The 26,380-nt window shown below is 58.1% G+C and carries 23 protein-coding genes; 7 read left to right on the top strand and 16 right to left on the bottom strand.

Going from position 1 to position 26,380, the window contains the following annotated elements; genetic code table 11:
• Positions 1 to 104: 104 nt before the first annotated feature.
• From livF to B4056_RS02185, 5 genes are all read right to left on the bottom strand, one after another.
• Entirely contained in the window at positions 105 to 818 is a 714-nt protein-coding gene (gene livF, locus B4056_RS02205) for a high-affinity branched-chain amino acid ABC transporter ATP-binding protein LivF (protein WP_094111290.1), read from the bottom strand.
• A gap of 1 nt (position 819) precedes the next feature.
• On the bottom strand, positions 820 to 1,587 hold the full coding sequence (gene livG, locus B4056_RS02200; protein WP_039381923.1) for a high-affinity branched-chain amino acid ABC transporter ATP-binding protein LivG: 768 nt from the start codon (positions 1,585 to 1,587) through the stop codon (positions 820 to 822).
• Positions 1,584 to 2,855, bottom strand: a complete 1,272-nt coding sequence (locus B4056_RS02195; RefSeq protein WP_094111289.1) for a high-affinity branched-chain amino acid ABC transporter permease LivM — start codon at positions 2,853 to 2,855, stop codon at positions 1,584 to 1,586. Before B4056_RS02195 ends, livG begins: the two co-directional genes overlap by 4 nt.
• Positions 2,852 to 3,778: a high-affinity branched-chain amino acid ABC transporter permease LivH gene (gene livH / locus B4056_RS02190; protein WP_094111288.1), complete on the bottom strand. Its 927-nt coding sequence runs from the start codon at positions 3,776 to 3,778 to the stop codon at positions 2,852 to 2,854. Before livH ends, B4056_RS02195 begins: the two co-directional genes overlap by 4 nt.
• Positions 3,779 to 3,933: 155 nt before the next feature.
• A complete protein-coding gene (locus B4056_RS02185; RefSeq protein WP_094111287.1) occupies positions 3,934 to 5,061 on the bottom strand; it encodes a branched-chain amino acid ABC transporter substrate-binding protein in 1,128 nt (375 codons plus the stop codon).
• Positions 5,062 to 5,462: 401 nt separating this feature from the next.
• On the opposite strand from B4056_RS02185, the gene panM reads away from it, so the two are divergent.
• The gene (panM, locus tag B4056_RS02180; RefSeq protein ID WP_039381914.1) at positions 5,463 to 5,858 is read left to right on the top strand and encodes an aspartate 1-decarboxylase autocleavage activator PanM; all 396 of its coding nucleotides are present in this window, start codon (positions 5,463 to 5,465) and stop codon (positions 5,856 to 5,858) included.
• A gap of 71 nt (positions 5,859 to 5,929) precedes the next feature.
• Here panM and rpoH read toward each other — a convergent pair whose 3' ends face one another.
• The 4 genes from rpoH to ftsY form a co-directional block, all read right to left on the bottom strand.
• Entirely contained in the window at positions 5,930 to 6,787 is an 858-nt protein-coding gene (gene rpoH / locus B4056_RS02175; RefSeq protein WP_039381911.1) for an RNA polymerase sigma factor RpoH, read from the bottom strand.
• Positions 6,788 to 7,027: 240 nt separating this feature from the next.
• Complete coding sequence (gene ftsX / locus B4056_RS02170) at positions 7,028 to 8,023, bottom strand: permease-like cell division protein FtsX (protein ID WP_094111285.1); 996 nt, start codon at positions 8,021 to 8,023, stop codon at positions 7,028 to 7,030.
• Positions 8,013 to 8,681, bottom strand: a complete 669-nt coding sequence (gene ftsE, locus B4056_RS02165) for a cell division ATP-binding protein FtsE (protein ID WP_065650521.1) — start codon at positions 8,679 to 8,681, stop codon at positions 8,013 to 8,015. Before ftsE ends, ftsX begins: the two co-directional genes overlap by 11 nt.
• A 5-nt stretch (positions 8,682 to 8,686) precedes the next feature.
• Complete coding sequence (ftsY, locus tag B4056_RS02160; protein WP_150034792.1) at positions 8,687 to 10,348, bottom strand: signal recognition particle-docking protein FtsY; 1,662 nt, start codon at positions 10,346 to 10,348, stop codon at positions 8,687 to 8,689.
• A gap of 228 nt (positions 10,349 to 10,576) precedes the next feature.
• On the opposite strand from ftsY, the gene rsmD reads away from it, so the two are divergent.
• Positions 10,577 to 11,176: a 16S rRNA (guanine(966)-N(2))-methyltransferase gene (gene rsmD, locus B4056_RS02155; protein WP_288653704.1), complete on the top strand. Its 600-nt coding sequence runs from the start codon at positions 10,577 to 10,579 to the stop codon at positions 11,174 to 11,176.
• A complete protein-coding gene (locus B4056_RS02150; protein WP_039331733.1) occupies positions 11,166 to 11,435 on the top strand; it encodes a DUF1145 family protein in 270 nt (89 codons plus the stop codon). Before rsmD ends, B4056_RS02150 begins: the two co-directional genes overlap by 11 nt.
• A gap of 39 nt (positions 11,436 to 11,474) precedes the next feature.
• Here B4056_RS02150 and B4056_RS02145 read toward each other — a convergent pair whose 3' ends face one another.
• Entirely contained in the window at positions 11,475 to 11,831 is a 357-nt protein-coding gene (locus B4056_RS02145) for a DUF2500 domain-containing protein (RefSeq protein ID WP_039381903.1), read from the bottom strand.
• A 159-nt stretch (positions 11,832 to 11,990) separates the two neighbouring features.
• Here B4056_RS02145 and B4056_RS02140 point away from each other — a divergent pair, with 159 nt between their 5' ends.
• Together B4056_RS02140 and B4056_RS02135 are read left to right on the top strand one after the other, a co-directional pair.
• On the top strand, positions 11,991 to 12,620 hold the full coding sequence (locus tag B4056_RS02140; protein ID WP_039381901.1) for a lysoplasmalogenase: 630 nt from the start codon (positions 11,991 to 11,993) through the stop codon (positions 12,618 to 12,620).
• A gap of 92 nt (positions 12,621 to 12,712) precedes the next feature.
• Positions 12,713 to 14,995 (top strand): zinc/cadmium/mercury/lead-transporting ATPase, encoded by a 2,283-nt coding sequence (locus tag B4056_RS02135; protein ID WP_288653703.1) that lies wholly within the window; start codon positions 12,713 to 12,715, stop codon positions 14,993 to 14,995.
• On the opposite strand, the gene tusA is transcribed toward B4056_RS02135, so the two are convergent.
• Positions 14,973 to 15,224, bottom strand: coding sequence for a sulfurtransferase TusA (gene tusA, locus B4056_RS02130; protein WP_039381895.1), 252 nt, complete (start codon positions 15,222 to 15,224; stop codon positions 14,973 to 14,975). The genes B4056_RS02135 and tusA overlap by 23 nt on opposite strands.
• Positions 15,225 to 15,473: 249 nt before the next feature.
• On the opposite strand from tusA, the gene B4056_RS02125 reads away from it, so the two are divergent.
• Both B4056_RS02125 and B4056_RS02120 read left to right on the top strand, forming a co-directional pair.
• Entirely contained in the window at positions 15,474 to 16,139 is a 666-nt protein-coding gene (locus tag B4056_RS02125; protein WP_039381893.1) for a 7-cyano-7-deazaguanine/7-aminomethyl-7-deazaguanine transporter, read from the top strand.
• A gap of 113 nt (positions 16,140 to 16,252) precedes the next feature.
• A complete protein-coding gene (locus B4056_RS02120) occupies positions 16,253 to 16,807 on the top strand; it encodes a DcrB family lipoprotein (RefSeq protein WP_039381890.1) in 555 nt (184 codons plus the stop codon).
• Between the two features lie 70 nt (positions 16,808 to 16,877).
• Here the strand turns inward: B4056_RS02120 and glgP are convergent, their stop codons facing one another.
• From glgP to glgB, 5 genes are all read right to left on the bottom strand, one after another.
• Positions 16,878 to 19,325: a glycogen phosphorylase gene (gene glgP / locus B4056_RS02115; RefSeq protein ID WP_113655586.1), complete on the bottom strand. Its 2,448-nt coding sequence runs from the start codon at positions 19,323 to 19,325 to the stop codon at positions 16,878 to 16,880.
• A gap of 22 nt (positions 19,326 to 19,347) precedes the next feature.
• A complete protein-coding gene (gene glgA / locus B4056_RS02110; protein ID WP_094112166.1) occupies positions 19,348 to 20,781 on the bottom strand; it encodes a glycogen synthase GlgA in 1,434 nt (477 codons plus the stop codon).
• A 65-nt stretch (positions 20,782 to 20,846) separates the two neighbouring features.
• Entirely contained in the window at positions 20,847 to 22,139 is a 1,293-nt protein-coding gene (gene glgC, locus B4056_RS02105) for a glucose-1-phosphate adenylyltransferase (RefSeq protein ID WP_094112167.1), read from the bottom strand.
• 10 nt (positions 22,140 to 22,149) lie between these two features.
• On the bottom strand, positions 22,150 to 24,129 hold the full coding sequence (gene glgX, locus B4056_RS02100; protein ID WP_113655587.1) for a glycogen debranching protein GlgX: 1,980 nt from the start codon (positions 24,127 to 24,129) through the stop codon (positions 22,150 to 22,152).
• Positions 24,129 to 26,315 (bottom strand): 1,4-alpha-glucan branching enzyme, encoded by a 2,187-nt coding sequence (gene glgB / locus B4056_RS02095; protein WP_094112169.1) that lies wholly within the window; start codon positions 26,313 to 26,315, stop codon positions 24,129 to 24,131. Before glgB ends, glgX begins: the two co-directional genes overlap by 1 nt.
• Positions 26,316 to 26,380: the final 65 nt, after the last annotated feature.

Here is a 26,380-nt window from a genome sequence, read left to right as displayed (position 1 = left end):
CGCGCCAGCCAGACGGTAAAACGTGAACGCTGTGCACATTTTTCAGCAAAAAAAGCGGCAGGCAGGAAAACCGCGGCCCGGCAGGATACCGGACCGCAGGTCGATCAGGCGCCGAGATAGGCGCTGCGCACCGCTTCGTTAGAGAGCAGCGCCTCGCCGCTGTCCTCCAGCACCACGTGACCGTTCTCCAGCACGTAACCGCGATCGGCGAGCTTCAGCGCCTGATTGGCGTTTTGCTCAACCAGAAAGATGGTCATCCCCTCTTTACGCAGCTGCTCGATGGTGTCAAAAATCTGCTGGATGATGATAGGCGCCAGCCCGAGCGAGGGTTCATCCAGCAGCAGCAGACGCGGCTGGCTCATCAGCGCACGACCAATCGCCAGCATCTGCTGTTCACCGCCGGACATGGTACCGGCACGCTGCACTTTGCGTTCTGCCAGCCGGGGAAACAGCTGGTAAACCCGCTCAATACGCGTCTGATACTCATGCCGGCTGGCAAAGAAACCGCCCATCGCCAGGTTCTCCTCGACCGTCATGCGGGAAAACACCCGACGCCCTTCCGGCACGATCGCGATCGCCTCCCGCATAATTTTTGCTGTCTGCCAGTCGGTGATGGTTTTTCCGTCAAACACAATGGTGCCGCTGCTGGCGCGCGGCTCGCCGCACAGCGTACCCAGCAGCGTGGTTTTACCGGCGCCGTTGGCACCAATCAGCGTGACAATCTCCCCCTGACTGATATGCAGATTAATATTGTGCAGCGCCTGGATCGGGCCGTAGTGGGCGCTTACACCCTGCAGCGTTAACATCGGGTTTGCCATCTTACGCCTCACCTAAATAAGCCCGGATCACGTCCGGGTTGTTGCGGATCTGTTCCGGTGTACCGTTCGCCAGCGGCGTTCCCTGATTGACCACGTAGATGCGGTCGGAAATGCCCATCACCAGCTTCATATCGTGTTCAATCAGCAGTACTGATACCTTGTGCTCGCTGCGCAGCTCGGCGATCAGCGCATCCAGCTCATGCGTTTCACGCGGGTTAAGGCCCGCGGCCGGTTCGTCCAGCATCAGGATCTCCGGGCGCGTGACCATGCAGCGGGCAATTTCCAGCCGGCGCTGCTGGCCGTAAGCCAGATTACCCGCCTGGCGGTTTGCCAGCTCCAGCAGGCCGATACGCTCCAGCCAGATGGCTGCGCGATCGAGCGCCTCGCTCTCACCGCGGCGAAACGCCGGTGTTTTTAACAGGCCGGAAAAGACGCCGCTTTTCAGATGCTGATGCTGCGCCACCAGCAGATTTTCAATCACCGTCATCTCACGGAACAGCCGCACGTGCTGAAACGTGCGCACAATGCCCATGCGCGCGATTTTCTGTCCCGGCAGGCCCTGCAGCGGCCGATCGCGCAATTTAATGGTGCCGCCGGTCGGCTTATAGAAGCCGGTCAGGCAGTTAAACACGGTGGTTTTACCGGCACCGTTGGGTCCGATAAGCGAAACAATTTCCTGCGGATGCAGCGCCAGTGCCACATTGTTGACGGCCAGCAGGCCGCCAAAACGCATCATCAGGCCTTCAACGGCTAATAAAGGCTGACTCATGCCTGCTCTCCCTGTTTGCTCTTTTTCAGTTTCAGATGCGGACGCTTCATCGGTAGCAACCCCTGCGGACGCCAGATCATCATCAGCACCATCAGGCCGCCCAGCACCAGCATGCTGTACTCATTAAGATCGCGCATCAGTTCACGCGATACCACCAGCAGGATCGCCGCGAGGATCACCGCCAGCTGAGACCCCATCCCGCCCAGTACCACGATAGCCAGCACAAAAGCGGATTCAACAAACGTAAACGACTCCGGGCTGACAAAGCCCTGGCGCGCTGCAAACAGCGTCCCGGCAAAACCGGCAAATACGGCGCTGATGGTAAAGGCGGTCAGCTTGATGCGCGTCGGGCTCAGCCCCAGCGAGCGGCAGGCGATCTCATCTTCGCGCAGCGCTTCCCATGCGCGCCCCAGCGGCATACGCAGCAGGCGATTGATCACAAACAGCGTCAGTACCACCAGCAGCAGCGCGACCAGATAGAGGAAAATCACGCGGTGATTGGGGTTGTAGGCAAGCCCGGTCAGCTCGTGGAACGTCGTCCAGCCCCCTTCGCTGACGCGGCGGCCAAACTCAATGCCAAACAGGCCGGGTTTGGGGATTTGCGCGATACCGTTCGGCCCGCCGGTAATCGACGTACTGTTCAGCAGCAGAATACGCACGATTTCACCGAAACCGAGCGTGACAATCGCCAGATAGTCGCCGCGCAGGCGCAGCACCGGAAATCCCAGCATCAGGCCAAAGGCGCCCGCCACGATGCCCGCCAGCGGCAGGCTCTCCCAGAAGCCAAAACCGTAGTAGTGGTTCAGCAGCGCAAAGGTATAGGCGCCAATGGCATAAAAACCGCCGTAGCCCAGCACCAGCAGTCCGGAGAGGCCAACCACCACGTTAAGCCCCAGTCCCAGCATGACGTAGATCAGCGTCAGCGTAGCAATGTCGATGCTGCCGCGTGAGGCAAACAGCGGCCACGCAACGGCAGCGACGATCAGCAGCGCCATCAGCAGTTTCTGCTTCGCGGTAGATCCATCAAACGCCGGCAGCACAAAGGCTTTACCGCTGCGGCGAAACCGGCCTGAAAACAGCGGACGCAGCAGCTGAAAGATAAAGACCACCGCGCAGCCGGCGAAGATCCAGTTCCAGCGAACCTCGCCCGCGCTGACCACAATCAGCCGGGTGCCATCCAGGTCGAGACGCATGCCCATAAAGAAGCTGGCCAGCACCAGCAGCATTGCCGCAGAGAGCACGGCGTTAAGCAGACCGAGACGCTTCATACTTTCTCTACCTCCGGGCGACCCAGGATACCGGTTGGCATCACCAGCAACACCACGATCAGCAGCGCAAAGGAGACCACATCTTTATATTCCGTCGAGAGGTAAGCTGACGTCAGCGCTTCCGCAATGCCGAGTACCAGCCCGCCAATCATAGCGCCCGGAATACTGCCGATACCGCCCAGCACCGCTGCAGTAAATGCTTTCATGCCGGCCATAAAGCCGATAAACGGGTTGATTGAGCCGTAGAACTGCCCCAGCAATACGCCCGCGACCGCTGCCATCGCCGCGCCGATCACGAAGGTCAGCGAAATAACGCGATCGGTATTGATGCCCAGCAGGCTGGCCATTTTCAGATCTTCCGCACAGGCGCGACAGGCGCGACCCATACGCGAATAGCGGATAAACAGCGTCAGCGCCAGCATTGCCAGAAACGTCACTACCCAGATCACCAGCTGCATGGTGGTGAGCGTGGCGGCGAAGCCGTTGCTTTCACCCAATGTCCACTGGCCGGTGATCAGGCTCGGCAGCGCCAGATCGCGCGAGCCCTGGGTCAGGCTGACGTAGTTTTGCAGGAAAATAGACATCCCGATGGCGGAGATAAGCGCAATCAGCCGCTTGGAAGAGCGCACCGGCTTATAGGCAACGCGTTCAATACTCCAGCCGTAAGCGCTGGAGATGATCACTGCCATGATAAAACCGGCGGCGATCATCAGCCACGCGGTATCAATGCCCATCATCATCAGGGCGGCAATGACAATAAAAGAGACATAGCTGCCGATCATGTAAACCTCGCCGTGGGCGAAGTTGATCATGCCGATAATGCCATAGACCATGGTGTAGCCAATCGCGATCAGCGCATAGGTGCTCCCGAGGGTGACCCCGTTGAACATCTGCTGAATAAAATAGAGAAACTGCTCGGACATAATGAGGACCTGCAAGTGGATCAGAGATTCCCTCTCTGGGGTAAGAAAGGGTCAGGGCAGCAAACCGCTCGCGGCGCGTCTGCCAGCTCCCTGCCCCCGCCCGCGCACGGGAGGGGGAGATAGTTACGCTATGCGGTAGAACCGGTTAACAGCGCTTATTTCACTGCGGTTGATGAGCCATCTTTGTGCCATTTAAACACGCCGAACTCGAACCCTTTCAGATCGCCTTTCTGATCCCAGCTCAGGTTGCCCATCACGGTTGGCACCGGTGCGCCCTCTTTCAGGTTTTTGGCAATCGCATCGGGCTCATCGCTTTTGCTGCGCTCAATGCCCGCCACCAGCGACTGGATTGCGGCATAGGTGGTCCAGACAAACGGGCCGGTCGGATCTTTGCGGTTTGAAGCGCTGTTGCCCTTAATGGCATCAACGATCGCTTTGTTCTCCGGCAGCTGGTCATAACGCTTTGGCAGCGTGACGTACAGCCCTTCTGACGCATCGCCAGCAATATTGGAGAGTGAGGCGTTACCCACGCCCTCTGGTCCCATAAAGCCCGCTTTCAGGTCGGCAGTTTTTGCCTGGCGCAGGATCTGCCCCAGCTCCGGGTAGTAGCCGCCGTAGTAAACAAAATCGACGTTCTCTTTCTTCAGGCGGGCAATCAGCGTGGAGAAATCTTTATCGCCGGCGGTGATGCCCTCAAACAGCACCACGTTGCCACCTTTGGCCTTCAGGGTTTTCTGCACGGACTCCGCCAGACCCTGACCGTACTGCTGCTTGTCATGCACGACGGCAATACGCTTCGGCTTGATCTGCTCCAGAATATAGGTCGCTGCTGTCGGGCCCTGATCGGAGTCGAGGCCGGTGGTACGCATGACGTCAGCATAGCCACGCGCGGTCAGCTCAGGGGCAGTGGCGGCCGGCGTAATCATCAGAATGCCTTCATCGTTATAGATGTCAGATGCAGGCTGCGTAGAAGAGGAGCAGAGATGGCCGATAACATATTTAATGCCGTCGTTAACCACTTTGTTCGCCACCGCAACCGCCTGTTTCGGGTCGCACGCGTCGTCATACTCCACGCCAACCAGCTTGTCGCCGTTTACGCCGCCTTTGGCATTAATATCTTTGATCGCCTGCGCTGCACCCGTGAACTGCATATCACCATATTGCGCCACCGGGCCGGTTGCTGCACCCACGATAGCGATTTTAATATCGGCAGCCAGCGCGGCATGGCTCATTGCCAGCGCAACGCAGCCCGCCAGTAACGCGCGTCCTTTACTCATCTTCATGCGTACTTCCCCATCTGTTATGTCGTGTCTGTTGTGATTGGTTTTATTTCAGCCAGTGAAAGAGGAAACTGATTCAGATAGAAGGAGTTAGCGTTCTTATCTGGCTTTTTTTGTTAAAACAGCTTTATTTTCAGGTTATTAAACAGGAATTTTCTGCTGTAAATCAACTGACATATTCAGTAATGAGCGGCCTGAACAGCATAATACTCTGGAGGTTATGGCCGTAATTTGTGCACCAGGGTAGCGCGTTATGCTGGCTTATTCGGCAATCGTTGCGGGCTTACTCCACAATCCTGGCAAAGTGTCTGCCATTTGACCTGTTTTTATCGCAAAAAAGTGACAGCGCTCTGACTGTATAAATTCGCTACACTATGCCCTTTCTGCCAGTACAGGTACGGGTTATGAAACTCACTATTCAGCGTATCGTTTCACTTACGCCGCAGGATCGCATCGATCTCGCTAAAATCTGGCCACAGCAGGATATTGCGCAGCTGGAAAAGACATTGAGTGATACGCAGCGGCTCTATGCCGCGCGGTTTAACGATCGGCTGCTGGGCGCGCTGCAGCTGGAAATCCGCGGTACCCACGGCAAAATCACGCACTTTGAAGTCCGTGAGGCTACGCGCCGGCGCGGCGTCGGGCGTTACTTACTGGAGGAGACTCTGGCGCAGAATGGTTCGCAGGATCACTGGTGGATTGCGGATGATGGCTATGCTGACCAGGGGATCCGGGCAGCGTTTATGCAGGCGTGTGGCTTCCGCGCGCAGGCAGATGGCTGGGTAAAAGTGGCAGAGTAGCGTTGCGCGGCCGGACGGCGGACATAAAAAAGGGCAACCCTGAGGTTGCCCTTATTACCGTCTGCGAACTGTCAGGCTTCAATCGCCATGCGCAGCTTTTTCATCGCATTCTTTTCCAGCTGACGCACGCGCTCCGCTGAAACGCCATAGCGGTCGGCCAGCTCCTGCAGCGTGGTTTTATTGTCATCATCCAGCCAGCGGGCACGGATGATATGCTGACTGCGCTCATCCAGGCTGAGCATCGCATCACTCAGCTTATCCGCTGCGTGGGCGTCCCAGTTATCCTCTTCGATACCGTCAGCGAAGTCTGATGTTTTATCCTGCAGGTAGAGTACGGGAGCCATTGGCTTGCCGTCGCCCGCCTCATCGTCAGAGGACATATCAAAGGTCATGTCCTGTGCCGCCATACGCGACTCCATCTCCAGCACATCTTTCGTGCTGACGCCGAGTTCACGCGCCACCATGTCAACTTCATCCTGATTAAACCAGCCCAGACGCTGCTTGGTTTTACGCAGGTTAAAGAACAGCTTACGCTGCGCTTTGGTGGTAGCGACTTTGACAATGCGCCAGTTGCGCAGCACGTACTCGTGGATCTCTGCTTTGATCCAGTGCACTGCAAATGAGACCAGGCGCACGCCGACTTCCGGATTAAAACGGCGCACCGCTTTCATCAGGCCGATGTTGCCTTCCTGAATCAGATCCGCCTGTGGCAGACCATAACCTGCATAGTTACGTGCGATGTGAACAACAAAGCGCAGGTGTGACAGGATCAGCGTTTTCGCTGCATCCAGATCGCCCTGGTAATGCAGCCGCTCAGCCAGTGCTTTTTCCTCTTCTGCCGTCAATACCGGCCAGTTGTTGGCAGCCCGAACGTAAGATTCCAGGTTGCCCAGAGGAGCAATCGCTAAAGTTTGCATTTCTTTGGTCATTCAAACCCTCACAAATTCAATGGAGTTGCTGCGCGTGTCCTTACGCAGACGCTACAGTATGTCAACGTCAGGCGAAAACCAACAGCAATCTGTGCTAATTAGACGCCAGGGTTATCCACAAGTTCAATTATAGCAGTGAATATTTTACACACAGGTGACAGCGGGGAAAATCGGAGCATTCCTCTGCGCCTGCATCGCTGGCGGCAGAGGAAGAGTATATCAAAAAATCGTTGCCATGGGTTACTGCGGCGTAAATCGGCGTAAATGTTGTACAGTGGCAAGCCAGGCAGCAATCCAGCCAATAATGGCGGCAATCAGCAGCAGCAGCAGGCCTTCGTCCCACGCAAAACCTTCCAGCGTAAAGGCGGTGCCAAACACCGACGCGACCTGCGCCACCACCGACTGCAGTCGCAGCACCAGTACTTCAGACAGCACCAGCGACAGCAGCGCACCGGCAAAACCGAGCAGCGCACCGCCATAGAGGAACGGCCGCAGGATAAAGCCATCCGTTGCGCCAATCAGCTTCTGGACGTTGATGGTGTCACGCCGGGCAAAGATGCTGAGCCGGACGCTGTTACCAATCACCAGGAACACTGCCACAATCATCAGCAGACCGATCATAGAGGCCACCTGCCCGACCAGACCGGTCAGCGCCGCCAGACGGGCAAACCAGCTGTCATCCATCCGTACTTCATCCACGCCCTGCACTTTTGCCACCCGATCGCGCAGGCTTGCCATAGTGTCGGAGTTCTGGAAATTAAGCTTCGGCGTGATGATAGCCACCGCCGGCAGCGGATTCTGCTCCAGCAGATCCATCGCGCCGCCAAAGCCAGACCAGTTGCGAAACTCACTCTGCGCCTCGTCGCGCGTCAGGTAGTTCACACTGTCGACGCCTTCCAGCTGCTTAAGCTGTGCGGTGACGCTTTCTGCCGCACTGTCGTCCAGCGTCTTGTCGAGATAGACCGTCAGCTGCGGCGCCGGATACCACTGGGTGGCCGCCTGGCTGACGTTTTTCCACACCATGTAACAGACGCTGGGCAGCGTCAGTGAAATCGCGATAACCATAACGGTAAGCAGCGTTGCCAGCGGCTGGCGCCACATATCAGACAGCGTACTGCGCAGGGCGTAGCGCCACTGCTCCTGCCAGCCACCTTTCAGCGCCTTGCGCTTTGACGGGGTTTTAGGCTGCTTTGCCGCTCTGGCCGCCGCCGGGCGCTTGTTGCGTTTATTGACCATCGTGGCCTCCGTGCAGACGTCCCTGATTCAGCGTCATCACGCGATAGTTGCGCCGCGCGATCAGCCCCAGATCGTGGGTTGCCATCAGTACCGTTACCCCGACCCGGTTAAACTCTTCAAACAGGCGCAGGATATCTTCTGACAGTGCATTATCGAGGTTACCGGTGGGTTCATCTGCCAGCAGTACGGCGGGTTTATTAACCACCGCGCGCGCAATACCTACGCGCTGCTGTTCACCGCCGGAGAGCTGAATCGGGTAACTTTTCGCTTTGTCGAGCAGGCCGACTTTATCCAGGGCCGCTGAAACACGACGGCGGATATCTTCGCCGCTGGCGCCGGAAATAATCAGCGGGATAGCCACATTGTCATAAACAGAGCGATCCATCAGCAGATGGTGATCCTGGAAAATCATGCCAATCTGGCGCCGCAGAAACGGCACTTCGCTGTGACGCAGGCGGGAGATATCGTGCCCGCTGAACCAGATCTGCCCGGCGCTCGGACGCTCAATGCCGCAAATCAGCTTTAGCAGGGTACTTTTACCCGCGCCGGAGTGTCCGGTCAGGAAGGACATCTCGCCGGGACGCAGATGAAAATCGACCCCCTGCAGCGCCTGGCGTCCTCCCAGATAAGCCTTACTGACTTCTTCAAAGCGAATCATGCCAATCATTCCTCTCGGGCAAACAGTGCCTCAATAAAGTCTTCGGCCTTAAATGGCCGTAAATCTTCGATGCCTTCTCCGACACCGATATAGCGAATAGGAATGCCGAACTGATCGGCAATAGAGAAGATAACGCCCCCCTTCGCCGTGCCGTCCAGCTTGGTCAGGGCGATACCTGTTAGTCCTACCGCTTCATTAAACAGTTTTGCCTGACTCACCGCATTCTGTCCGGTGCTGGCATCTAACGTCAGCATCACTTCATGCGGCGCATCCTCATCCAGCTTCTTCATCACGCGGGTGATTTTTTTCAGCTCTTCCATCAGGTGCGATTTGTTCTGCAGGCGACCAGCGGTATCGGCAATTAATACATCCACATTGCGCGACTTCGCCGCCTGAATAGCATCGAAAATCACCGAGGCGGAATCCGCACCGGTATGCTGTGCCACAACCGGAATATGATTGCGCTCTCCCCACACCTGCAGCTGCTCGACCGCAGCGGCACGGAAGGTATCGCCGGCAGCCAGCATCACCGATTTGCCTTCCGCCTGATACTGGCGCGCCAGTTTACCGATAGTGGTGGTTTTGCCAACGCCGTTTACGCCGACCATCAGGATCACAAACGGCGTTTTGCCACTGACATCCAGCGGCGCATCGACTTTATCGAGAATGCCGGCCATTTCCGCCTTCAGCAGACCATAGAGCGCTTCAGCATCGCGCAGCTGTTTGCGGCTCGCCTGCTGAGTCAGGCTGGTGATAATCCGGCGAGTGGTTTCCACGCCCACATCCGCAATCAGCAGCTGCTCTTCCAGCTCGTCAAACAGGTCGTCATCAATCTTTTTACCGCGAAACAGGCTGATAAAACCTGAGCCAAGGTTGGTGCGCGTTTTAACCAGGCTGCGCTTGAGGCGCGCAAAAAAGCCCTCTTTAGTCGGGCGCTCCTGCTCCTGCGCCACAATAGGCGCGGCCGCCAGCGGAAGATCGCTTACGGTGTCTGCAGAGTCTGCAGAGTCTGCAGCGGCGTCTTCAGCGTAGGTTTCCGCCAGCGCCAGTGCCTCCAGCTCTTCATCGCTGAGCGGCGCATCCTCATCTGCCAGAGGTTCCGCTTCCGCCAGCTGGCTTTCATCGCCGGGCAGAACCGGTTCCGGCGCGACGGCGGCTGTCAGCGGTGGCTCCCCGGCAGTGGCAGCCGGTATCTCTTCCGGCAGCGGCGCCAGTTCAGGTTCTTCTTGCGGCAGGGTCTCTTCAGCAACCGGCAGCGGCGCCCGTTCAGGCTCCTCTTCCGGCAGGATCTCTTCATTAACCGGCAGCGGCGCCAGCCCGGGCTCCTCTTCCGGCAGGATCTCTTCATTGACCGGCAGCGGCGTCAGCTCAGGCTCCTCTTCCAGCAGGATCTCCTCCGGCTGAGCGGTGATGATGGCCTCTTCAGGTGGCAGCGCATGCCGGGCTGCCTGATCTGCTGCCGCCTGCTCTTTCGCCAGTTGCTCCGTCAGCGCAACGGTTTCTGCTGCCTGCGCTTCGGCACGCTCTGACGCACTCTCTTCAGCGGCAGCGGGCTGAGCCTCCTCTGCAGGCTGCTCTTTTACCTGCTCTTCAGCCGGGGCGGGTGCCTGCTCTTCCTTGCCAAATCCCAGCCAGGAAAAAAAGCCGCGTTTTTTCTCTTTTGCCATTGTGTAACTACACTCCTCGATGGCTTATTCCCGGTAGCACGCTGTCCCCAGGGGATATAAATTCAGTTTTTTAGCTTTCTGCGGCGTAAAATCAGCGAATTACGCACGCCTGTATCGTTCAATAGTCTAACACTTTCCGGCCAGCGCACCACAGCACCCTTTTTTACGTTTCTTCTGCCTGTCGCGCCCGTTAAACTACGCAACAAATTATGACGAGTTGTGAGCAAAATGAGTAAATCACCCCGCAGCGGCGGCGGCGCTGGCCAGATCCGCATCATTGGCGGCCAGTGGCGCGGCCGTAAACTTCCGGTGCCGGATAGCGCAGGCCTGCGCCCCACGACCGATCGCGTACGCGAAACCCTGTTTAACTGGCTGGCACCCGACCTTCCGCAGGCGCGCTGCCTCGACTGCTTCGCCGGCAGCGGTGCGCTGGGTCTCGAAGCGCTGTCGCGCTATGCGGGTTCAGTCACGCTGCTGGAGCTGGAGCGCAGCGTAGCGCAGCAGCTGTCGCGCAATGTCGACACGCTGCGCGCCACGCAGGCGACGGTGGTGCAGACCAGCGCGCTGCAGTGGCTGGCGCAGCCTGGCGCAGCTTTTGATATCGTATTTGTCGATCCGCCCTTTCGCAAAGGGCTGCTGGCGGAGACACTGGCGCTGCTGGAGCGCAATCAGTGGCTGAGCGCAGACGCGCTGATTTATGTGGAAAGTGAAGTGGAACAGGGGGCCCCTGACGTGCCCGCCAGCTGGCAGCTTTACCGGGAGAAGATCGCCGGTCAGGTCGCCTATCGACTCTATCAACGCCAACAGGAGGCGCATGATGTGGCTTAATCTGGGACGGTTACTGATGATTTGCGTCTGGGCTTTTCTGCTGCTTAATCTGGTGCACCCTTTCCCCACACCGCTGCGCTATTTTGTGCATGTCGCCCTGTTTTTCATGGTGATTATGCATGGACTGCAGCTGGTGCTGCTGCGCGCCACCCAGCCCAAAGAGGCGCCGAAGCTGAGCGGCGCCACGCAGGCTAAGATTTTCTTTTTCGGGGTATTTGAACTGCTCGCCTGGCAGAAAAAGCACTATCCGAAGATGTGATCCGGCGCTAACCGGACCACCTTTGCCGGTGCTCCGGTTTCAGCGCGCGGGGGTAAAGCTGACAAAACGGCTGCCCTGCATCTTCAGCTCGCCTTTTACGCCCTTATCCATCTGGTGATAATCGCTGGCGCTGACCGCGGTTTTAATGTCGCTCGCCCCGTTCAGCGGATGAAACCAGGCTTCATATTTCATCTCTTCACCAGCAATCTCTTCGCGCTGACGCGAACGACGATTCGGTGCCGGATATTCACGCTTGGTTTTTACCTGCACGGTCAGCGATCGTACCGGGGAGGCGTCGTTAACCGCAGCTTCCCGCCGCTGCTTGATAAACTGCCGGGTCGCCAGAATGGCGATAATCGCCAGGACGATAAAAAAGATTAGCGGTGGTTTGCTCATGTTTTTGCTCGCACTTCACTTCATTTGATCATTAAAAAAGAAGCTAAAGCATACAACCAGAGTTGCCCGATTGTCACATTTGCCAGCGGTAACTTAAACTCAAAGAGAGTCTGGGATATTTCAACAGTGTGGACATCTGGTCTACAAAAGGGAGAAAAAATGCTTTGGTCTTTCCTTGCAGTACTTTTTTCCGGCTGGCTTTATGTGGATGCCTCCTATCGCGGTCCGCAGTGGCAACGCTGGCTGTTTAAACCTGTTACCCTGCTGCTGCTGGTTGCCTGGGCCTGGCAGGCACCTGCCGTGAACACCACTGACTATCTGATCCTTGCCGGACTGATTGCCACGCTGGCAGGCGATGCGCTGATGCTGCTGCCCCGACAGCAAATGCTTTATGCGCTGGGCGCGTTTTTCCTTTCGCATCTGCTCTACACCATCAGTTTTACCGCCCATATGACCATGAGCTTCTACTGGCCTATTCCGCTGACGTTTCTGATTATCGGCGTTGCGGTCATTGCGCTGCTCTGGACGCGGCTGGAGGAGCTGCGCTGGCCCATCTGTACCCTGATTGGCATGACGCTGGTGATGAACTGGATGGCGGCTGAAAACTACTTTTTCCGTCCGACCGACTACAGTTTCTCGTTGCTGATTGGTGCGGGCCTGCTGCTGCTGGCCAATATTATCTGGTTTATTTCACATTATCGCCGCCGCTTCAGCGCTGACAGCGCCATTGTCGCCGCCTGCTATTTTGCCGGTCATTTTATGATCGTGCGTTCACTCTGGCTCTCCTGATACACCGGCCATTCCGGGCTTGACTCTGGAGCTGACTCCAGAGTGTAGCCTTCAGTAACGGGCAGCTGCCCGTTACTGATACCGGAGGCTTCATGCATCAACAGATTTCCCCCTGCGGCTGTGACCGGCCGGGTAGCAAACTGCAGCCACACGCTGCCGTGCGCCCCCTGCCCGCGGCCCGCTTCACCCGTCTGACCACGCCCGTCACGACCGGCGCCGCCTGCTGTGCCGGAAGCGCGGCGTCAGCTGACGCGGATGAAAACAGAGACTCTGCTAACGGGCAGCCTGCACTGCGCTGGCGAATTACCGGGATGGACTGCCCGGGCTGCGCGCGCACTATCGAAACCGCCGTGCAAAAGTTGCCGCAGGTCACGCAGGCGCGCGTGATTTTTGCCAGTGAAAAGCTGGAAGTCTGTGCCCCCGCCGCCATGCAGGCCGTCATAGAACAGGCGGTAAAACAGGCGGGCTTCAGGCTGCACGCTGCTGATGCCCCCGCTCTCCCGCCTGCTGATTCACGCTGGCGCGATCGCGCCGCGCTGCTGCTGCTGGCACTGCTGATGCTGACGAGCTGGCTGATAAGTCAGCAGTCGCCGATCTGGGGCGATCGCCTGTTTGTCGCGACCGCGCTGGCCGCTCTCCTGCCGGTCGCGCACAGCGCCTGGCAGCGGATCCGCAGCGGCTCGCCTTTCTCAATCGAAACGCTGATGACGGCGGCTGCAGCCGGCGCGCTGGTAACGGGCGCTCATGCCGAAGCTGCGATGGTGCTGCTGCTGTTTTTAATCGGTGAGCGGCTTGAGGCCTGGGCCGCAGCGCAGGCGCGACGCGGTGTGACCGCTCTGATGGCGCTGCGTCCGGAGCGTGCGACACGGCTGCAGGGCGCGCAGCGCGTTGCGGTCCCGCTGGCGGCGCTGCAGCCGGGCGACATTATTGAAGTTGCCGCCGGCGGCCGCCTGCCGGTTGATGGCGAGCTGCTGCAGTTCAGCGCCAGCTTTGATGAAAGCGCATTAACCGGTGAGTCCCTGCCGGTGAGCCACCAGCCCGGCGATCGACTGATGGCGGGCGCCACCAGCGTTGATCGGCTGGTGCAGATAAAAGTGACCTCCCTGCCGGGAGAGAGCGCTATCGATCGTATCCTGCAGCTCATTGATGAAGCGGAGAGCCATCGCGCACCGGCAGAACGCTTTATCGATCGCTTTAGCCGCATCTATACGCCGGCCATTATGCTGCTGGCGCTACTGGTGATGGTGGTCCCGCCGCTCTCTGGCCTGGGAGAGTGGCAGCCGTGGATCTATAAAGGGCTGACGCTGCTGCTGATTGGCTGCCCCTGCGCGCTGGTGATCTCAACGCCGGCGGCGGTGACTTCAGCGCTGGCCTCTGCCGCGCGTCAGGGCGTGCTGCTTAAAGGTGGCGCCGCGCTGGAGCAGCTGAGCCGCGTGCAGGTTATCGCCTTCGACAAAACCGGCACGCTGACCCTGGGTAAACCGCAGGTTACGGCAATCCACGCTTTTGGTCAGACTGATGAAGCGGCGCTGCTGCGCCTCGCGGCGGCGGCAGAGCGCGGGTCCGGGCATCCGCTGGCGCAGGCAATTGTCGCAGAAGCCGCGAAACGGCAGCTGACTCTGCCGGATGCGCAACAGCAGCAGGCGCTGGCGGGCAGCGGCATTCGCGCGAGCATCGACGGCGTCCCTTATCAGCTGCTGACACCGCGTGCCGCGCCGGGATTGAGCGATCAGCAGCGGCAGCGTGTGATGGAATACGAGCGCGAGGGCAACACGGTGGTGATCCTGCTGCAGGCAGATCGGCCGCTGGGGCTGCTGGCGCTGCAGGATCGGCTGCGTGAAGAGGCTGCGGCGGCTATCGATCAGCTCAGAGCCGCGGGGATCGCCAGCGTCATGCTGACCGGTGATAACCCGCGTGCGGCCGCCGCCATAGCGGCAGAACTTAATATTGAATATCGGGCGGGTTTGCTGCCGGCAGACAAAGTCAGTGCCGTACGCGCGCTGAGCCAGCAGCAGCCGCTGGCGATGGTAGGTGACGGCATTAATGATGCGCCAGCGATGAAAGCGGCGGCTATCGGGATTGCTATGGGCAGCGGCACCGACGTGGCGCTGGAAACGGCCGACGCTGCGCTGACGCAGAACCGTCTGACCCTTCTGCCGCAGACCGTCGCGCTGGCGCGCCGCGCCCGCGCCATCGTACTGCAGAATATTACGCTGGCGCTGGGGCTGAAGGCGCTGTTTCTGCTCACGACGCTGCTCGGCTTAACCGGCTTGTGGCTGGCAGTGCTGGCCGATTCGGGCGCTACGGCGCTGGTGACCGCAAACGCTCTGCGTCTGCTGCGCCAGCCCCCCGTCAGGCCTCCGCGCCTTTCCTGATCAGATACTGGTACGGCAGCGCTTCGGTCTGCTGTGCCAGTAAATCGTGATCCATAAAGCGGCAGAAGCCGGGGATATCGCGCGTAGTCGCCGGATCGTCGGCAATAATCAGCAGCGTTTCACCCGCCTGCATCGTGCGTACCGTCTTGCGTACCATCATCACGGGTTCAGGGCAGCGCAGGCCCAGCGCGTCCAGCGTATGGTCGGGTGCAGAGAAAGGATCGCTCATGATTCTCTTATCGGTCAGTAAACAGGGATGCTCATTCTAGCTCGCCATTTCCGCAGCGCAAGGCGACAACGATTGCGTTAAAATTAACCGTTGCATAAATTGCGCAACGGGTTAAGATGCCGTCCGATTTTTCAATACCGTTGCTTAGTCCCCAAAATCGTTAGTCTTTTGGCACGCGCAGCCAGCGCAGCAAAAATGCGAACGATGAAGGGATGGGTTCCCTCACCCCATTGTTAAAAAAGGCTCAATATGATCGCTTTTTCTGCGCGTCAGCGCATGCACGCCCTTTTCTGGCTGTCGCTGTTTCATCTGCTGGTGATCACCTCCAGCAATTATCTGGTTCAGCTGCCGGTCGCTATTTTCGGTTTTCATACCACCTGGGGTGCGTTCAGCTTTCCCTTTATTTTTCTCGCAACCGACCTGACCGTGCGTATTTTTGGCGCCCCGCTCGCGCGACGCATTATTCTCGCGGTGATGATCCCGGCGCTATTTATCTCGTACGCTATCTCCTGCCTCTTTTATCAGGGGGCATGGCAGGGCTGGGCGTCGCTGCAGCAGGTCAATCTGTTTGTCGCCCGTATCGCCTGCGCCAGCTTTATGGCCTATGCGCTGGGTCAAATCCTTGACGTTCACGTCTTTAACCGTCTGCGCCAGCTGCCGCAGTGGTGGATAGCGCCAGCCTGCGCCATGTTTCTCGGCAACGTCAGCGATACGCTGGCCTTTTTCTTTATCGCTTTTTATAAGAGCCAGGATCCCTTCATGGCAGCGCACTGGGTCGAGATTGCCCTGGTGGACTACAGCTTCAAAGTGCTGATCTGCCTGATCTTCTTCCTGCCCGCCTACGGCCTGCTGCTGAATGCCGCCCTGAAGCGCATGGCGGAACGGCATCAGGCCCGCCAGATCAATTTCGGCTAATGTGCCATAGACGAAATGGCGCGGTGCGCTAAGATTTCCTGACACATCGGCGGTTGCTTTTGACCGCCGATTCCGTTTGTATAAGCCAGACTGGAATTGTAAAAGGGAACAGAATGCGCAACGTAGTGAAGTATGCAGGTATCGGCCTGCTGGTGCTGGGCCTGGCGGCGTGCGATCAGAAAAAAGAGGATGCTGCTGACAACAGCGGTACCAGCGTCAGCCAGTCCGCTCAGACGGTGAATCTGATGGAAGGGAAACTGAGCTTTACGCTGCCTGCGGGCATGTCTGATAAGAGCGGTAAACTCGGCTCTGAATCCACCAATATGCACGTCTACGCTAATGAAACCGGCCAGCGCGCCATTATCGTGATTGCCGGCGACCCGACCAGTGACTCACTTGAGACGCTCTCAAAACGTCTGGAGCAGCAGCAGCGCAATCGCGATCCGCAGCTGCAGGTGGTGTCGAATAAAGCGGTAACGCTGAAAGACCAGCCGGCACAGCAGCTGGATACGGTGATTTCCGCTAACAACCAGACATCGTGGTCAACGGTGGTGCTGGCAAAAGTCGATAACCAGCTGCTGACGCTGCAGATCACCCTGCCGGCAGAGAATCAGCAGCAGGCGCAGAGCGATGCAGACAGCATTGTGAAGAGCATTACCCTGAAGTAAGCCGTTACCCGATGCGCATTAATGCGCATCGGGCCATATTTTGCAGGGTCGCCATTCATGGCGACCTTTTTTATAACCGCACCGGCGAAATATGCCAGATCTCATCCGCATACTCCTGAATGGTGCGATCTGACGAGAAGTAGCCCATACCGGCAATATTCAGCGCTGCACGCCGCTGCCACTCATCCGGCTGCCGGTAAAGCTTATCCACTTTATCCTGCGTATCCACATAGCTGCGGTAATCCGCCAGCAGCTGATAATGGTCGCCAAAGTTAACCAGCGCATCAAACAGGTTACGGTAACGTCCCGGCTCCTGCGGGCTGAAGACGCCGGTGGCAATCTGCGTCAGCACCTGGTGCAGCTCAGCATCTTCCTCAAAGTATTTGCGCGGGTTGTAGCCCTCTTTGCGCAGCTGCTCAACCTGCGGCGTGGTGTTGCCGAAGATAAAGATGTTCTCTGCGCCCACGTGCTCGCGCATCTCCACGTTTGCGCCATCCAGCGTGCCGATGGTCAGCGCGCCGTTTAGCGCAAACTTCATGTTACTGGTGCCGGAGGCCTCAGTACCCGCCGTGGAGATCTGCTCGGAAAGATCGGCCGCCGGAATGATGATCTGCGCGAGGCTGACGCCGTAGTTAGGAATAAACACCACTTTCAGCTTGTTCTTTACCTGCGGATCATTGTTGATCACGTCAGCCACATCGTTGATCAGATGGATAATGTGTTTTGCCACGTAGTAGGCCGAGGCGGCTTTACCGGCAAAAATATTTACGCGCGGCACCCAGCTGGCATCGGGATCGGCTTTGATCCGGTTATAGCGGGTGATCACATGCAGCACGTTAAGCAGCTGCCGTTTGTACTCGTGAATACGCTTGATCTGTACATCGAACAGCGCGTGCGGATTGAGCACGATATCCATGTTTTTGGCGACCCATGCCGCCAGCCGCTGCTTGTTGGCAAATTTGGCATCGGCAACCTGGCGAATAAACGCCGGGTAGTCGATATGCGGCTGCAGCTCGCTGAGCTGTGACAGATCGGTGCGCCAGGTGCGGCCAATGGTTTCATCCAGCACGCCGGAGAGCGCCGGATTCGCCAGCGCCAGCCAGCGACGCGGCGTCACGCCATTCGTTTTGTTGCAAAAACGTCCCGGAAAGAGTCGGGCAAAGTCGGCAAACAGCGACTGCACCATCAAATTGGAGTGCAGCTCAGAGACGCCGTTTACTTTGTGACTCACCACCACCGCCAGCCACGCCATACGGATGCGGCGGCCATCATTCTCATCGATAATCGAGATGCGCGACATCAGATCCCAGTCGTCGGGATAGTGCTCCTGAATCGTCTTCAGGAAGTAATCGTTGATCTCGAAAATAATACTCAGGTGACGCGGCAAAATTTTGCCGATCATATCTACCGGCCAGGTCTCCAGCGCCTCGCTCATCAGCGTATGGTTGGTATAGGAGAAGATCTGACAGGTGACTTCAAACGCGTCATCCCAGCTGAATTTATACTCATCAATCAGCAGCCGCATCAGCTCCGGGATCGCCAGAACCGGATGTGTGTCGTTCAGGTGGATAGCGACTTTGTCAGCAAGGTTGTCCCAGGTTTCATGCATTTTCCAGTGGCGATGCAGAATATCCTGCACCGTAGAGGAGACAAGAAAGTACTCCTGACGCAGCCGCAGCTCGCGTCCTGAGTAGGTTGAATCATCCGGATAGAGAACGCGCGAAACGTTCTCGGAATGATTTTTGTCCTCGACGGCCGCAAAGTAGTCGCCCTGGTTAAACTTGCCGAGATTGATCTCATTGCTCGCCTGCGCCCCCCACAGCCGCAGGGTATTGGTGGCATCGGTGTCAAAACCGGGAATGATTTGATCGTACGCCATCGCGACAATCTCTTCCGTTTCAATCCAGCGGACGAGCGCCCCCTCATGCTGCAGACGACCGCCGAAACGCACTTTATAGCGGGTATTATGGCGCTGAAATTCCCACGGATTGCCATACTCCAGCCAGTAGTCCGGCGACTCACGCTGCTGGCCGTCGACAATGTTCTGCCGGAACATACCGTAGTCATAGCGGATGCCGTAACCGCGTCCCGGCAGGCCTAACGTTGCCAGCGAATCTAAAAAGCAGGCGGCCAGACGACCGAGGCCGCCGTTGCCGAGTCCGGGATCGTTCTCCTCTTCCATCAGTTCGCTGAGATTGAGTCCCATCTCATCCAGCGCCTGATTGAGATCGTCATAAATGCCCATCGCCAGCAGCGCATTGCCCAGCGTGCGGCCCATCAGGAACTCCATCGACAGGTAGTAAACCTGACGCACATCCTGCGACAGCTGCGCACGGCTGGAACGCAGCCAGCGCTCCACCATACGGTCGCGCACCGCGAGCAGCGAGGCGTTCAGCCACTCATGCTTATTCGCGATTGAAGGATCTTTGCCAATCGTAAACATCAGCTTATAGGCGATTGAGTGCTTCAGCGCTTCAACCGTCAGCGTGGGTGAGGCGTAGGTGAAAGGTGCATTCATATCCGGGCTCCCAATCTCTCAATTACAGCATACGTTGATAAAGATCGCGGTAGGCCTGCGCAGCCACCTGCCAGCTGAAATCCATCGCCATGGCCTGGCGCTGAACATAGCGCCACAGTGAAGGCCGTGACCAGAGTACAAAGGCGCGACGAATAGCCCGCAGCAGTGACCAGGCATTGCTGTCTTCAAAACTGAAGCCGCTGGCAACACCATCCGCCAGGTTCTCCAGAGAGCTATCCTGTACGGTATCGGCCAGGCCACCGGTACGACGCACCAGCGGCAGCGTGCCATATTTCAGGCCATAGAGCTGCGTCAGCCCGCAGGGTTCAAAGCGGCTGGGAACCATAATCACATCGGCACCGCCAACAATGCGGTGTGAGAACGCTTCGTGATAGCCAATCTGCACGCCTACGCTGCCGGGGTGTTCCGCCGCGGCCGCAAGGAAACCCTGCTGCAGTTCGGCGTCGCCCTGACCCAGCAGCACCAGCTGCCCGCCCTGCGCCAGCAGACCCGGCAGCGCTTCCAGCACCAGATCGAGCCCTTTCTGTTTTGTCAGCCGGCTGATGACGCAGAAAACCGGCACTTTATCGTCGACCTTCAGTCCCATGGCGATCTGCAGCTGACGTTTGTTTTCCGCTTTGCTTTCTAGGGTTTCGCGGTCATAACGGGCGGTCAGCAGCAGGTCATGAGCCGGATCCCAGATGCCCGGATCCACGCCGTTGAGAATACCGCTCAGACGACCTTCACGCAGACGCTGCTCCAGCAGCGCTTCCATACCATAACCAAACTCAGGTCGGGTGATCTCCAGCGCATAGGTCGGACTGACCGCCGTGATGTGATCGGCAAAGAACAGGCCAGCCTTGAGGTAAGAGATCTGGCCGTAAAACTCCAGGCCATGCATGCCAAAATATTCGCGCGGGATCTGAATCTCATCCAGATGCCGGGCGTTAAACAGCCCCTGATAGGCAAGGTTGTGTACGGTAAAGACCGTTTTAGCCGGATTGCCGCGCGCGGCGATATAGGCGCAGGTCAGACCGGCATGCCAGTCATGCGCGTGCACAATCTGCGGACGCCACAGGCCATCTACTCCGCTGGCCAGCTCGGCGCCCATCCAGCCCAGCAGTGCGAAACGCAGATAGTTGTCTACGTATGCGAACTGCGACGTGTCGTGGTAGGGGCTGCCGGGACGGTCATACAGTCCTGGCGCATCAATCAGATAAATACCGACACCGTTGTACTGCCCGAACAGCAGGCGCACGGGCCCGGCAAAAGTTTGCAGCTCCGCCACCACGTCAGTATCAGGAATTCCTTTACGCAGATCCGGAAACGCCGGGATCAGTACCCGCGTATCCGTACCATCGGCTATTTGCGCCTGCGGTAATGCGCCGACGACATCAGCCAGCCCGCCCGTTTTCAGCAGCGGAAAAAGCTCTGAACAGACATGTAAAACCTGCATCCTGAACCCCTATTATGTTATCGCGCGCGTTCCACGCGGCGGTTTTTTTGTATGCTTGTCGCCACTCACTGACCCGCGGTGGCCAGCCTGGCCAGCATGGCGCGCGTCACCAGTACGATGCCCTCTTCCGATCGGTAAAAACGCCGGCTGTCTTCATCCGGATTCTCTCCAATCACCATGCCCTCCGGGATTGCGCAGGCACGGTCAATTACACAGCGGCGAAGCCGGCACGAACGGCCTACCACAACATCCGGTAGCAGCACCGCTGAATCAATATTGCAAAATGAGTTTACGCGCACGCGCGGAAACAGCACTGAATTCACGACTACGGAGCCGGAAATAATACAGCCGCCCGATACCAGCGAGTTCATGGTCATGCCATGACTGCCGGATCGATCCTGCACAAATTTAGCCGGCGGCAGTGGCTCCATATGGGTCCGGATGGGCCATTCATGGTCATACATATCCAGCTCTGGCGTCACGGATGCCAGATCAAGATTCGCACGCCAGTAGGCCTCCAGCGTACCTACATCACGCCAGTAGGGTTCTGCATTCTCATCGTTCTGCACGCAGGAGAGCGTGAATGAATGTGCATACGCCTCACCGCTCGCCACAATTTTTGGCAGCAGATCTTTGCCAAAGTCGTGGCTGGAGTTCTCTACCAGCAAATCTTCTTCCAGTAACTGATAAAGATAGTCGGCATTGAAAACATAGATACCCATACTTGCCAGCGCCTTATCTGCGTCGCCAGGCATAGCGGGAGGAGTCGCGGGTTTTTCAACAAAATCGACCACGTTGTTGTCAGCATCTACCGCCATCACGCCAAAGGCGGTCGCTTCCGCCAGCGGAACCGGCAGACAGGCGATAGTGCACTTCGCCCCGCGTTCAGCGTGGTCGAGCAGCATACGCGAGTAGTCCATTTTGTAGATGTGATCGCCGGCAAGGATCACGATGTACTGTGCGTTATAGCGCCGGATAATATCGAGGTTCTGCGTCACCGCATCGGCGGTGCCGCGATACCAGTACTCCGTCGCGGCGCGCTGCTGAGCGGGCAGCAAATCGACAAACTCATTCATCTCTTCGTTAAACAGTGACCAGCCACGCTGAATATGCTGCGTCAGCGTATGCGACTGATACTGGGTAATAACGCCAATGCGCCGGATGCCTGAGTTAATGCAGTTGGAAAGGGCAAAGTCGATGATACGAAACTTGCCGCCAAAGTGAACGGCAGGCTTCGCGCGTTTTGCGGTCAGATCTTTCAGACGCGTACCGCGTCCGCCAGCAAGGATCAGGGCAACTGTCTGGGTAGGGAGCTGGCGCGCCAGCATCAGAGGATCGTTTCTGTCTAACTTCACCATGTCTGACTCCTTATGATTGCTTTAGGAACACACACACGCCGCGTGCGGGCCCGTGCCAGACAGTTGTCAAAATGGGATTATCTTCCCCGGCGAAAGGAGGTATGGCATGCCATTCTCCGTCTGGTAAGGCTAGGTCACTGATTGCATCTGTTGCATTTATTGTTATCAGCCAGCGGTCCGACAGCAGGATTTGCATCTGATGCGCACCCCGCTCCCACTCTTCTGGTTCCAGTGGTTTGCCGCTGGCATTGAACCACTGCACCTGACCATCACCTTCCTGCCACCAGCAGTCTGCCGTCAGCGCCGGAATGCGCTGGCGCAGCTGGATCAGCGCCGCAGTAAAGTCGACCAGTCCTTCATCATCCTGCTGCCAGTTGAGCCACGTCAGCAGGTTATTCTGACAGTAGGCGTTGTTGTTGCCATACTGGCTCTGGCCGCGCTCATCGCCCGCCAGCAGCATCGGCGTGCCCTGTGCCAGCAGCAGCGTGGTCAGCAGCGCATGCGCGCTGTGCCGCCGCCGCTGCAGGACATTCGGATTCGCTTTCAGCCCTTCATGCCCGTGGTTATGACTGAAGTTGTCACTGCTGCCGTCGCGGTTATCCTCGCCGTTAGCCTGATTATGTTTATGGTTATAGCTCACCAGGTCGCGCAGCGTGAAGCCATCATGCGCGGTAATAAAATTAATGCTGGCGTGCGGCCGGCGCCCTGCCTGCTGAAACAGATCGGCTGAGGCGGCAAACCGACGCGCCAGCTCGCCGTTGTTCAGTTCGCCATGCAGCCAGTAGCGGCGTGCGGCGTCGCGAAAATGGTCGTTCCATTCGGCAAAGCCTGGCGGAAACCGGCCCACCTGATAGCCGTTTTCGCCGATATCCCACGGCTCAGCAATCAGCTTGACCTGCGACAGAACCGGACAGGCGCGAATCGCCGCCAGCAGCGGCGCTTCAGCGCAAAAGTCCGGCGTACGCCCCAGCACGCTGGCGAGATCAAAGCGAAAGCCATCAACGTGACAGTGCTGTACCCAGTATCGCAGCGCTTCCAGCGCCCACGCCACCACCTGCGGATCGCTGAGATTTAGCGTGTTGCCGCAGCCGGTCCAGTTCTGGTAATTCCCCTGCTCATCAAGCCAGTAGTAGCTGGCGTTATCCACCCCGCGCAGCGACAGCGTCGGGCCAATCTCTTCCAGCTCTGCGGAGTGGTTAAAGACCACGTCCAGGATCACTTCAATACCTGCTGCGTGCAGCGTTTTCACCGCCTGCTGAAACTCCTGCAGCGCTGTCACGCCCGCTTCCCCTGACGCATAATCCGGGTGTACCGCCCAGAGCGCGTAGGGGTTGTAGCCCCAGTAGTTTTGCAGCCCTGTCCGCTGCAGCCGCGGCTCGCTGGCAAACGCCGCCACCGGCAGCAGCTCCAGCGCGGTAATGCCGAGGTCGCGCAGGTACTTCACCATAGCAGGGTGGCCGAGCGCCGCATACGTCCCGCGCAGCGTTTCAGGAATTTCCGGATGCAGCTGCGTCAGACCGCGCACGTGCGCTTCGTAAATGACCGTTTTGCCCCAGGGCGTACGCGGTGGCCGATCGTCTTCCCAGTCAAAGTCTTCAGCGATAACCAGCGATTTGGGCATGCAGCCGGCGCTGTCCTGATTGTCAGGCTGCGCGATGCCGCCATACAGCGCGGCGTCATCCGCAACGCTGCCGGTAACGGCTTTGGCGCAGGGGTCCACCAGCAGTTTAGCCGGATTAAAACGGTGTCCCCGCTGCGGATCCCACGGACCATAAACGCGATAGCCGTAGCGCTGGCCCGGCTTCAGCCCGACAATATAGCCGTGCCAGATATCGCCGCTGCGGGCGGGCAGCGTCAGACGCTGCTCCTCTCCTTCACGGCTGAACAGGCAGAGCTCCACCTTCTCTGCGTGACGCGAGAAGAGCGTGAAGTTGACGCCGCGTCCATCATAGCGGGCCCCGTGCGGCGCAGGCTGGCCCGCTTCGATCATCAGTCCGCCTCCCGCACCAGCCAGATGGTCGACAGCGGTGGCAGGGTCAGACTCAGCGACTGCGCGCGGCCGTGGCTGGCAATCTCGTCGGTGCGGGCGATGCTGTGGTTACGCACGTCGCTGCCGTGATAGTCGTGCTGATCGGTATTCAGCACTTCGCGCCAGCTGCCCGCCTGATTGACGCCAAAACGGTAATCCTGGCGCGTGACCGGCGTAAAGTTGCTGGCAACAATGATCTCATTGCCTTCGCGGTCGCGGCGTACAAAGACAAATACCGAGTTATCGTGGTCATCCACTACCAGCCACTCAAAGCCCTGCGGATCAAAGTCGAGCTGATAAAGTGGCGCATAGTGGCGATAGGTGTGGTTGAGATCGCGTACCAGACGCTGCACGCCGTGATGCCAGTTGTCATCACCTTCCAGCAGGTGCCAGTCGAGGCTGACGTCATGGTTCCACTCGCGCCCCTGAGCAAACTCATTGCCCATAAACTGCAGCTTTTTACCCGGAAACGCCCACATCCAGCCGTAGTAGGCGCGCAGGTTAGCGAACTTCTGCCAGGCGTCACCCGGCATGCGATCGAGAATAGAGCGCTTGCCGTGCACCACTTCGTCATGGGAGAGCGGCAGCACGAAGTTTTCGCTGTAGTTGTAGGCCATGCCAAATGTCATCAGATTGTGATGATAGCGGCGATGTACCGGGTCGAGCTTCATGTAGTCGAGGGTGTCGTGCATCCAGCCCAGGTTCCACTTAAACCAGAAGCCCAGCCCTTCATTTTCGCTCGGGCGCGTGACGCCAGGGAAGTCGGTTGACTCTTCCGCCACGGTGATGCTGCCAGGTACCGCCGTGCCCAGCGTCTGGTTGGTATGACGCAGAAATGCAATCGCTTCCAGATTTTCGCGCCCGCCCAGATGATTCGGGATCCACTCGCCCGCTTTACGGCTGTAGTCGCGGTAGATCATTGAAGCCACCGCATCCACGCGCAGGCCGTCAATGCCAAACCGCTCCAGCCAGTAAAGCGCGTTACCGGAGAGATAGTTGCTGACTTCACGCCGGCCAAAGTTATAGATCAGCGTATTCCAGTCCTGATGATACCCTTCGCGCGGATCGCTGTGCTCATAGAGTTCAGTGCCGTCAAATTTCGCCAGACCGAAGTCGTCGTCAGGAAAATGGCCCGGTACCCAGTCCAGCAGTACGTTGATACCCGCCTCATGTGCCGCTGCAATAAACTGACGGAACTCATCGCGCGTGCCGAAGCGCCGCGTCGGCGCATACATGCCCAGCGGCTGATAACCCCAGCTGCCGTCAAACGGATGCTCATTAATCGGCAGCAGCTCGATATGGGTAAAGCCCATCTCTTTGACATAGGGGATAAGCTGCTCAGCCAGCTCTTTGTAGCTCAGCCAGAAGTTGTTATCGGTGTGGCGTCGCCATGAGCCGAGGTGCACCTCATAAATAGAGATAGGCTGATCAAAACCGTTCGCCGCTTTGCGCGCTGGCTGCATCTCAACCTTCGGCGGCAGGCCGCAGATCATCGATGCCGTCTGCGGGCGCATCTGCGCTTCAAACGCAAACGGGTCAGCTTTGATACGCATCTGCCCGTGTAAATCGACAATCTCATATTTATAGAGCTGTCCGTTTACCGCACCCGGCACAAACAGCTCCCAGATACCGAGTTCGCGCCGGAAGCGCATCGGATGACGGCGGCCGTCCCAGAAGTTGAAGTCGCCCACCACAGAGACGCGCCGGGCATTCGGCGCCCATACGGCAAAGCGGATGCCGCTGACGCCATCAATGGTCGCGCCGTGCGCACCCAGGGTTTCATACGGACGCTGGTGCGTACCTTCAGCCAGCAGCCAGGCGTCCATATCGGCCAGCAGCGGGCCAAAACGGTAGGCGTCATCAATCAGATTCTGCTGACCATGCCAGTTCACCGCCAGCTGATAGCGAAACATGTTCTTGCGGCGCGGAATAATCCCGCTGAAAAAGCCGCGTGAATCCAGACACTTCAGCTGACCACATTTGCGGCCGGTTTTGGTTTCAATCACCCAGACTTCAGACGCATCCGGCAGCAGCGCGCGGACTTCAAGGCCCTGAACGGTCTGGTGCATTCCCAGGACAGAAAAGGGGTCGGCGTAATCCCCGGCAAAAAGCGCATTGATCGCATCGCGATCGGGAAACTCTGACATGACTTTCTTCCTATGATTTTGTGCAGGCGACCGCAGGGGCAGCTGTGCCGCTGTAAGTGCGCTGC

This window comes from Pantoea sp. UBA7232 (assembly GCF_002473195.1).
In the GTDB taxonomy this organism is placed as follows: domain Bacteria; phylum Pseudomonadota; class Gammaproteobacteria; order Enterobacterales; family Enterobacteriaceae; genus Pantoea; species Pantoea eucrina.
Note: the sequence above shows the minus strand (reverse complement) of the source record. Positions and strands in the feature narration are given on the sequence as shown.

Coding starts and splice junctions, on each gene's coding strand:
- livF (WP_094111290.1), bottom strand. CDS start 818: ATGGCAAACCCGATGTTAACGCTGCAGGGTGTAAGCGCCCACTACGGC.
- livG (WP_039381923.1), bottom strand. CDS start 1,587: ATGAGTCAGCCTTTATTAGCCGTTGAAGGCCTGATGATGCGTTTTGGC.
- B4056_RS02195 (WP_094111289.1), bottom strand. CDS start 2,855: ATGAAGCGTCTCGGTCTGCTTAACGCCGTGCTCTCTGCGGCAATGCTG.
- livH (WP_094111288.1), bottom strand. CDS start 3,778: ATGTCCGAGCAGTTTCTCTATTTTATTCAGCAGATGTTCAACGGGGTC.
- B4056_RS02185 (WP_094111287.1), bottom strand. CDS start 5,061: ATGAAGATGAGTAAAGGACGCGCGTTACTGGCGGGCTGCGTTGCGCTG.
- panM (WP_039381914.1), top strand. CDS start 5,463: ATGAAACTCACTATTCAGCGTATCGTTTCACTTACGCCGCAGGATCGC.
- rpoH (WP_039381911.1), bottom strand. CDS start 6,787: ATGACCAAAGAAATGCAAACTTTAGCGATTGCTCCTCTGGGCAACCTG.
- ftsX (WP_094111285.1), bottom strand. CDS start 8,023: ATGGTCAATAAACGCAACAAGCGCCCGGCGGCGGCCAGAGCGGCAAAG.
- ftsE (WP_065650521.1), bottom strand. CDS start 8,681: ATGATTCGCTTTGAAGAAGTCAGTAAGGCTTATCTGGGAGGACGCCAG.
- ftsY (WP_150034792.1), bottom strand. CDS start 10,348: ATGGCAAAAGAGAAAAAACGCGGCTTTTTTTCCTGGCTGGGATTTGGC.
- rsmD (WP_288653704.1), top strand. CDS start 10,577: ATGAGTAAATCACCCCGCAGCGGCGGCGGCGCTGGCCAGATCCGCATC.
- B4056_RS02150 (WP_039331733.1), top strand. CDS start 11,166: ATGTGGCTTAATCTGGGACGGTTACTGATGATTTGCGTCTGGGCTTTT.
- B4056_RS02145 (WP_039381903.1), bottom strand. CDS start 11,831: ATGAGCAAACCACCGCTAATCTTTTTTATCGTCCTGGCGATTATCGCC.
- B4056_RS02140 (WP_039381901.1), top strand. CDS start 11,991: ATGCTTTGGTCTTTCCTTGCAGTACTTTTTTCCGGCTGGCTTTATGTG.
- B4056_RS02135 (WP_288653703.1), top strand. CDS start 12,713: ATGCATCAACAGATTTCCCCCTGCGGCTGTGACCGGCCGGGTAGCAAA.
- tusA (WP_039381895.1), bottom strand. CDS start 15,224: ATGAGCGATCCTTTCTCTGCACCCGACCATACGCTGGACGCGCTGGGC.
- B4056_RS02125 (WP_039381893.1), top strand. CDS start 15,474: ATGATCGCTTTTTCTGCGCGTCAGCGCATGCACGCCCTTTTCTGGCTG.
- B4056_RS02120 (WP_039381890.1), top strand. CDS start 16,253: ATGCGCAACGTAGTGAAGTATGCAGGTATCGGCCTGCTGGTGCTGGGC.
- glgP (WP_113655586.1), bottom strand. CDS start 19,325: ATGAATGCACCTTTCACCTACGCCTCACCCACGCTGACGGTTGAAGCG.
- glgA (WP_094112166.1), bottom strand. CDS start 20,781: ATGCAGGTTTTACATGTCTGTTCAGAGCTTTTTCCGCTGCTGAAAACG.
- glgC (WP_094112167.1), bottom strand. CDS start 22,139: ATGGTGAAGTTAGACAGAAACGATCCTCTGATGCTGGCGCGCCAGCTC.
- glgX (WP_113655587.1), bottom strand. CDS start 24,129: ATGATCGAAGCGGGCCAGCCTGCGCCGCACGGGGCCCGCTATGATGGA.
- glgB (WP_094112169.1), bottom strand. CDS start 26,315: ATGTCAGAGTTTCCCGATCGCGATGCGATCAATGCGCTTTTTGCCGGG.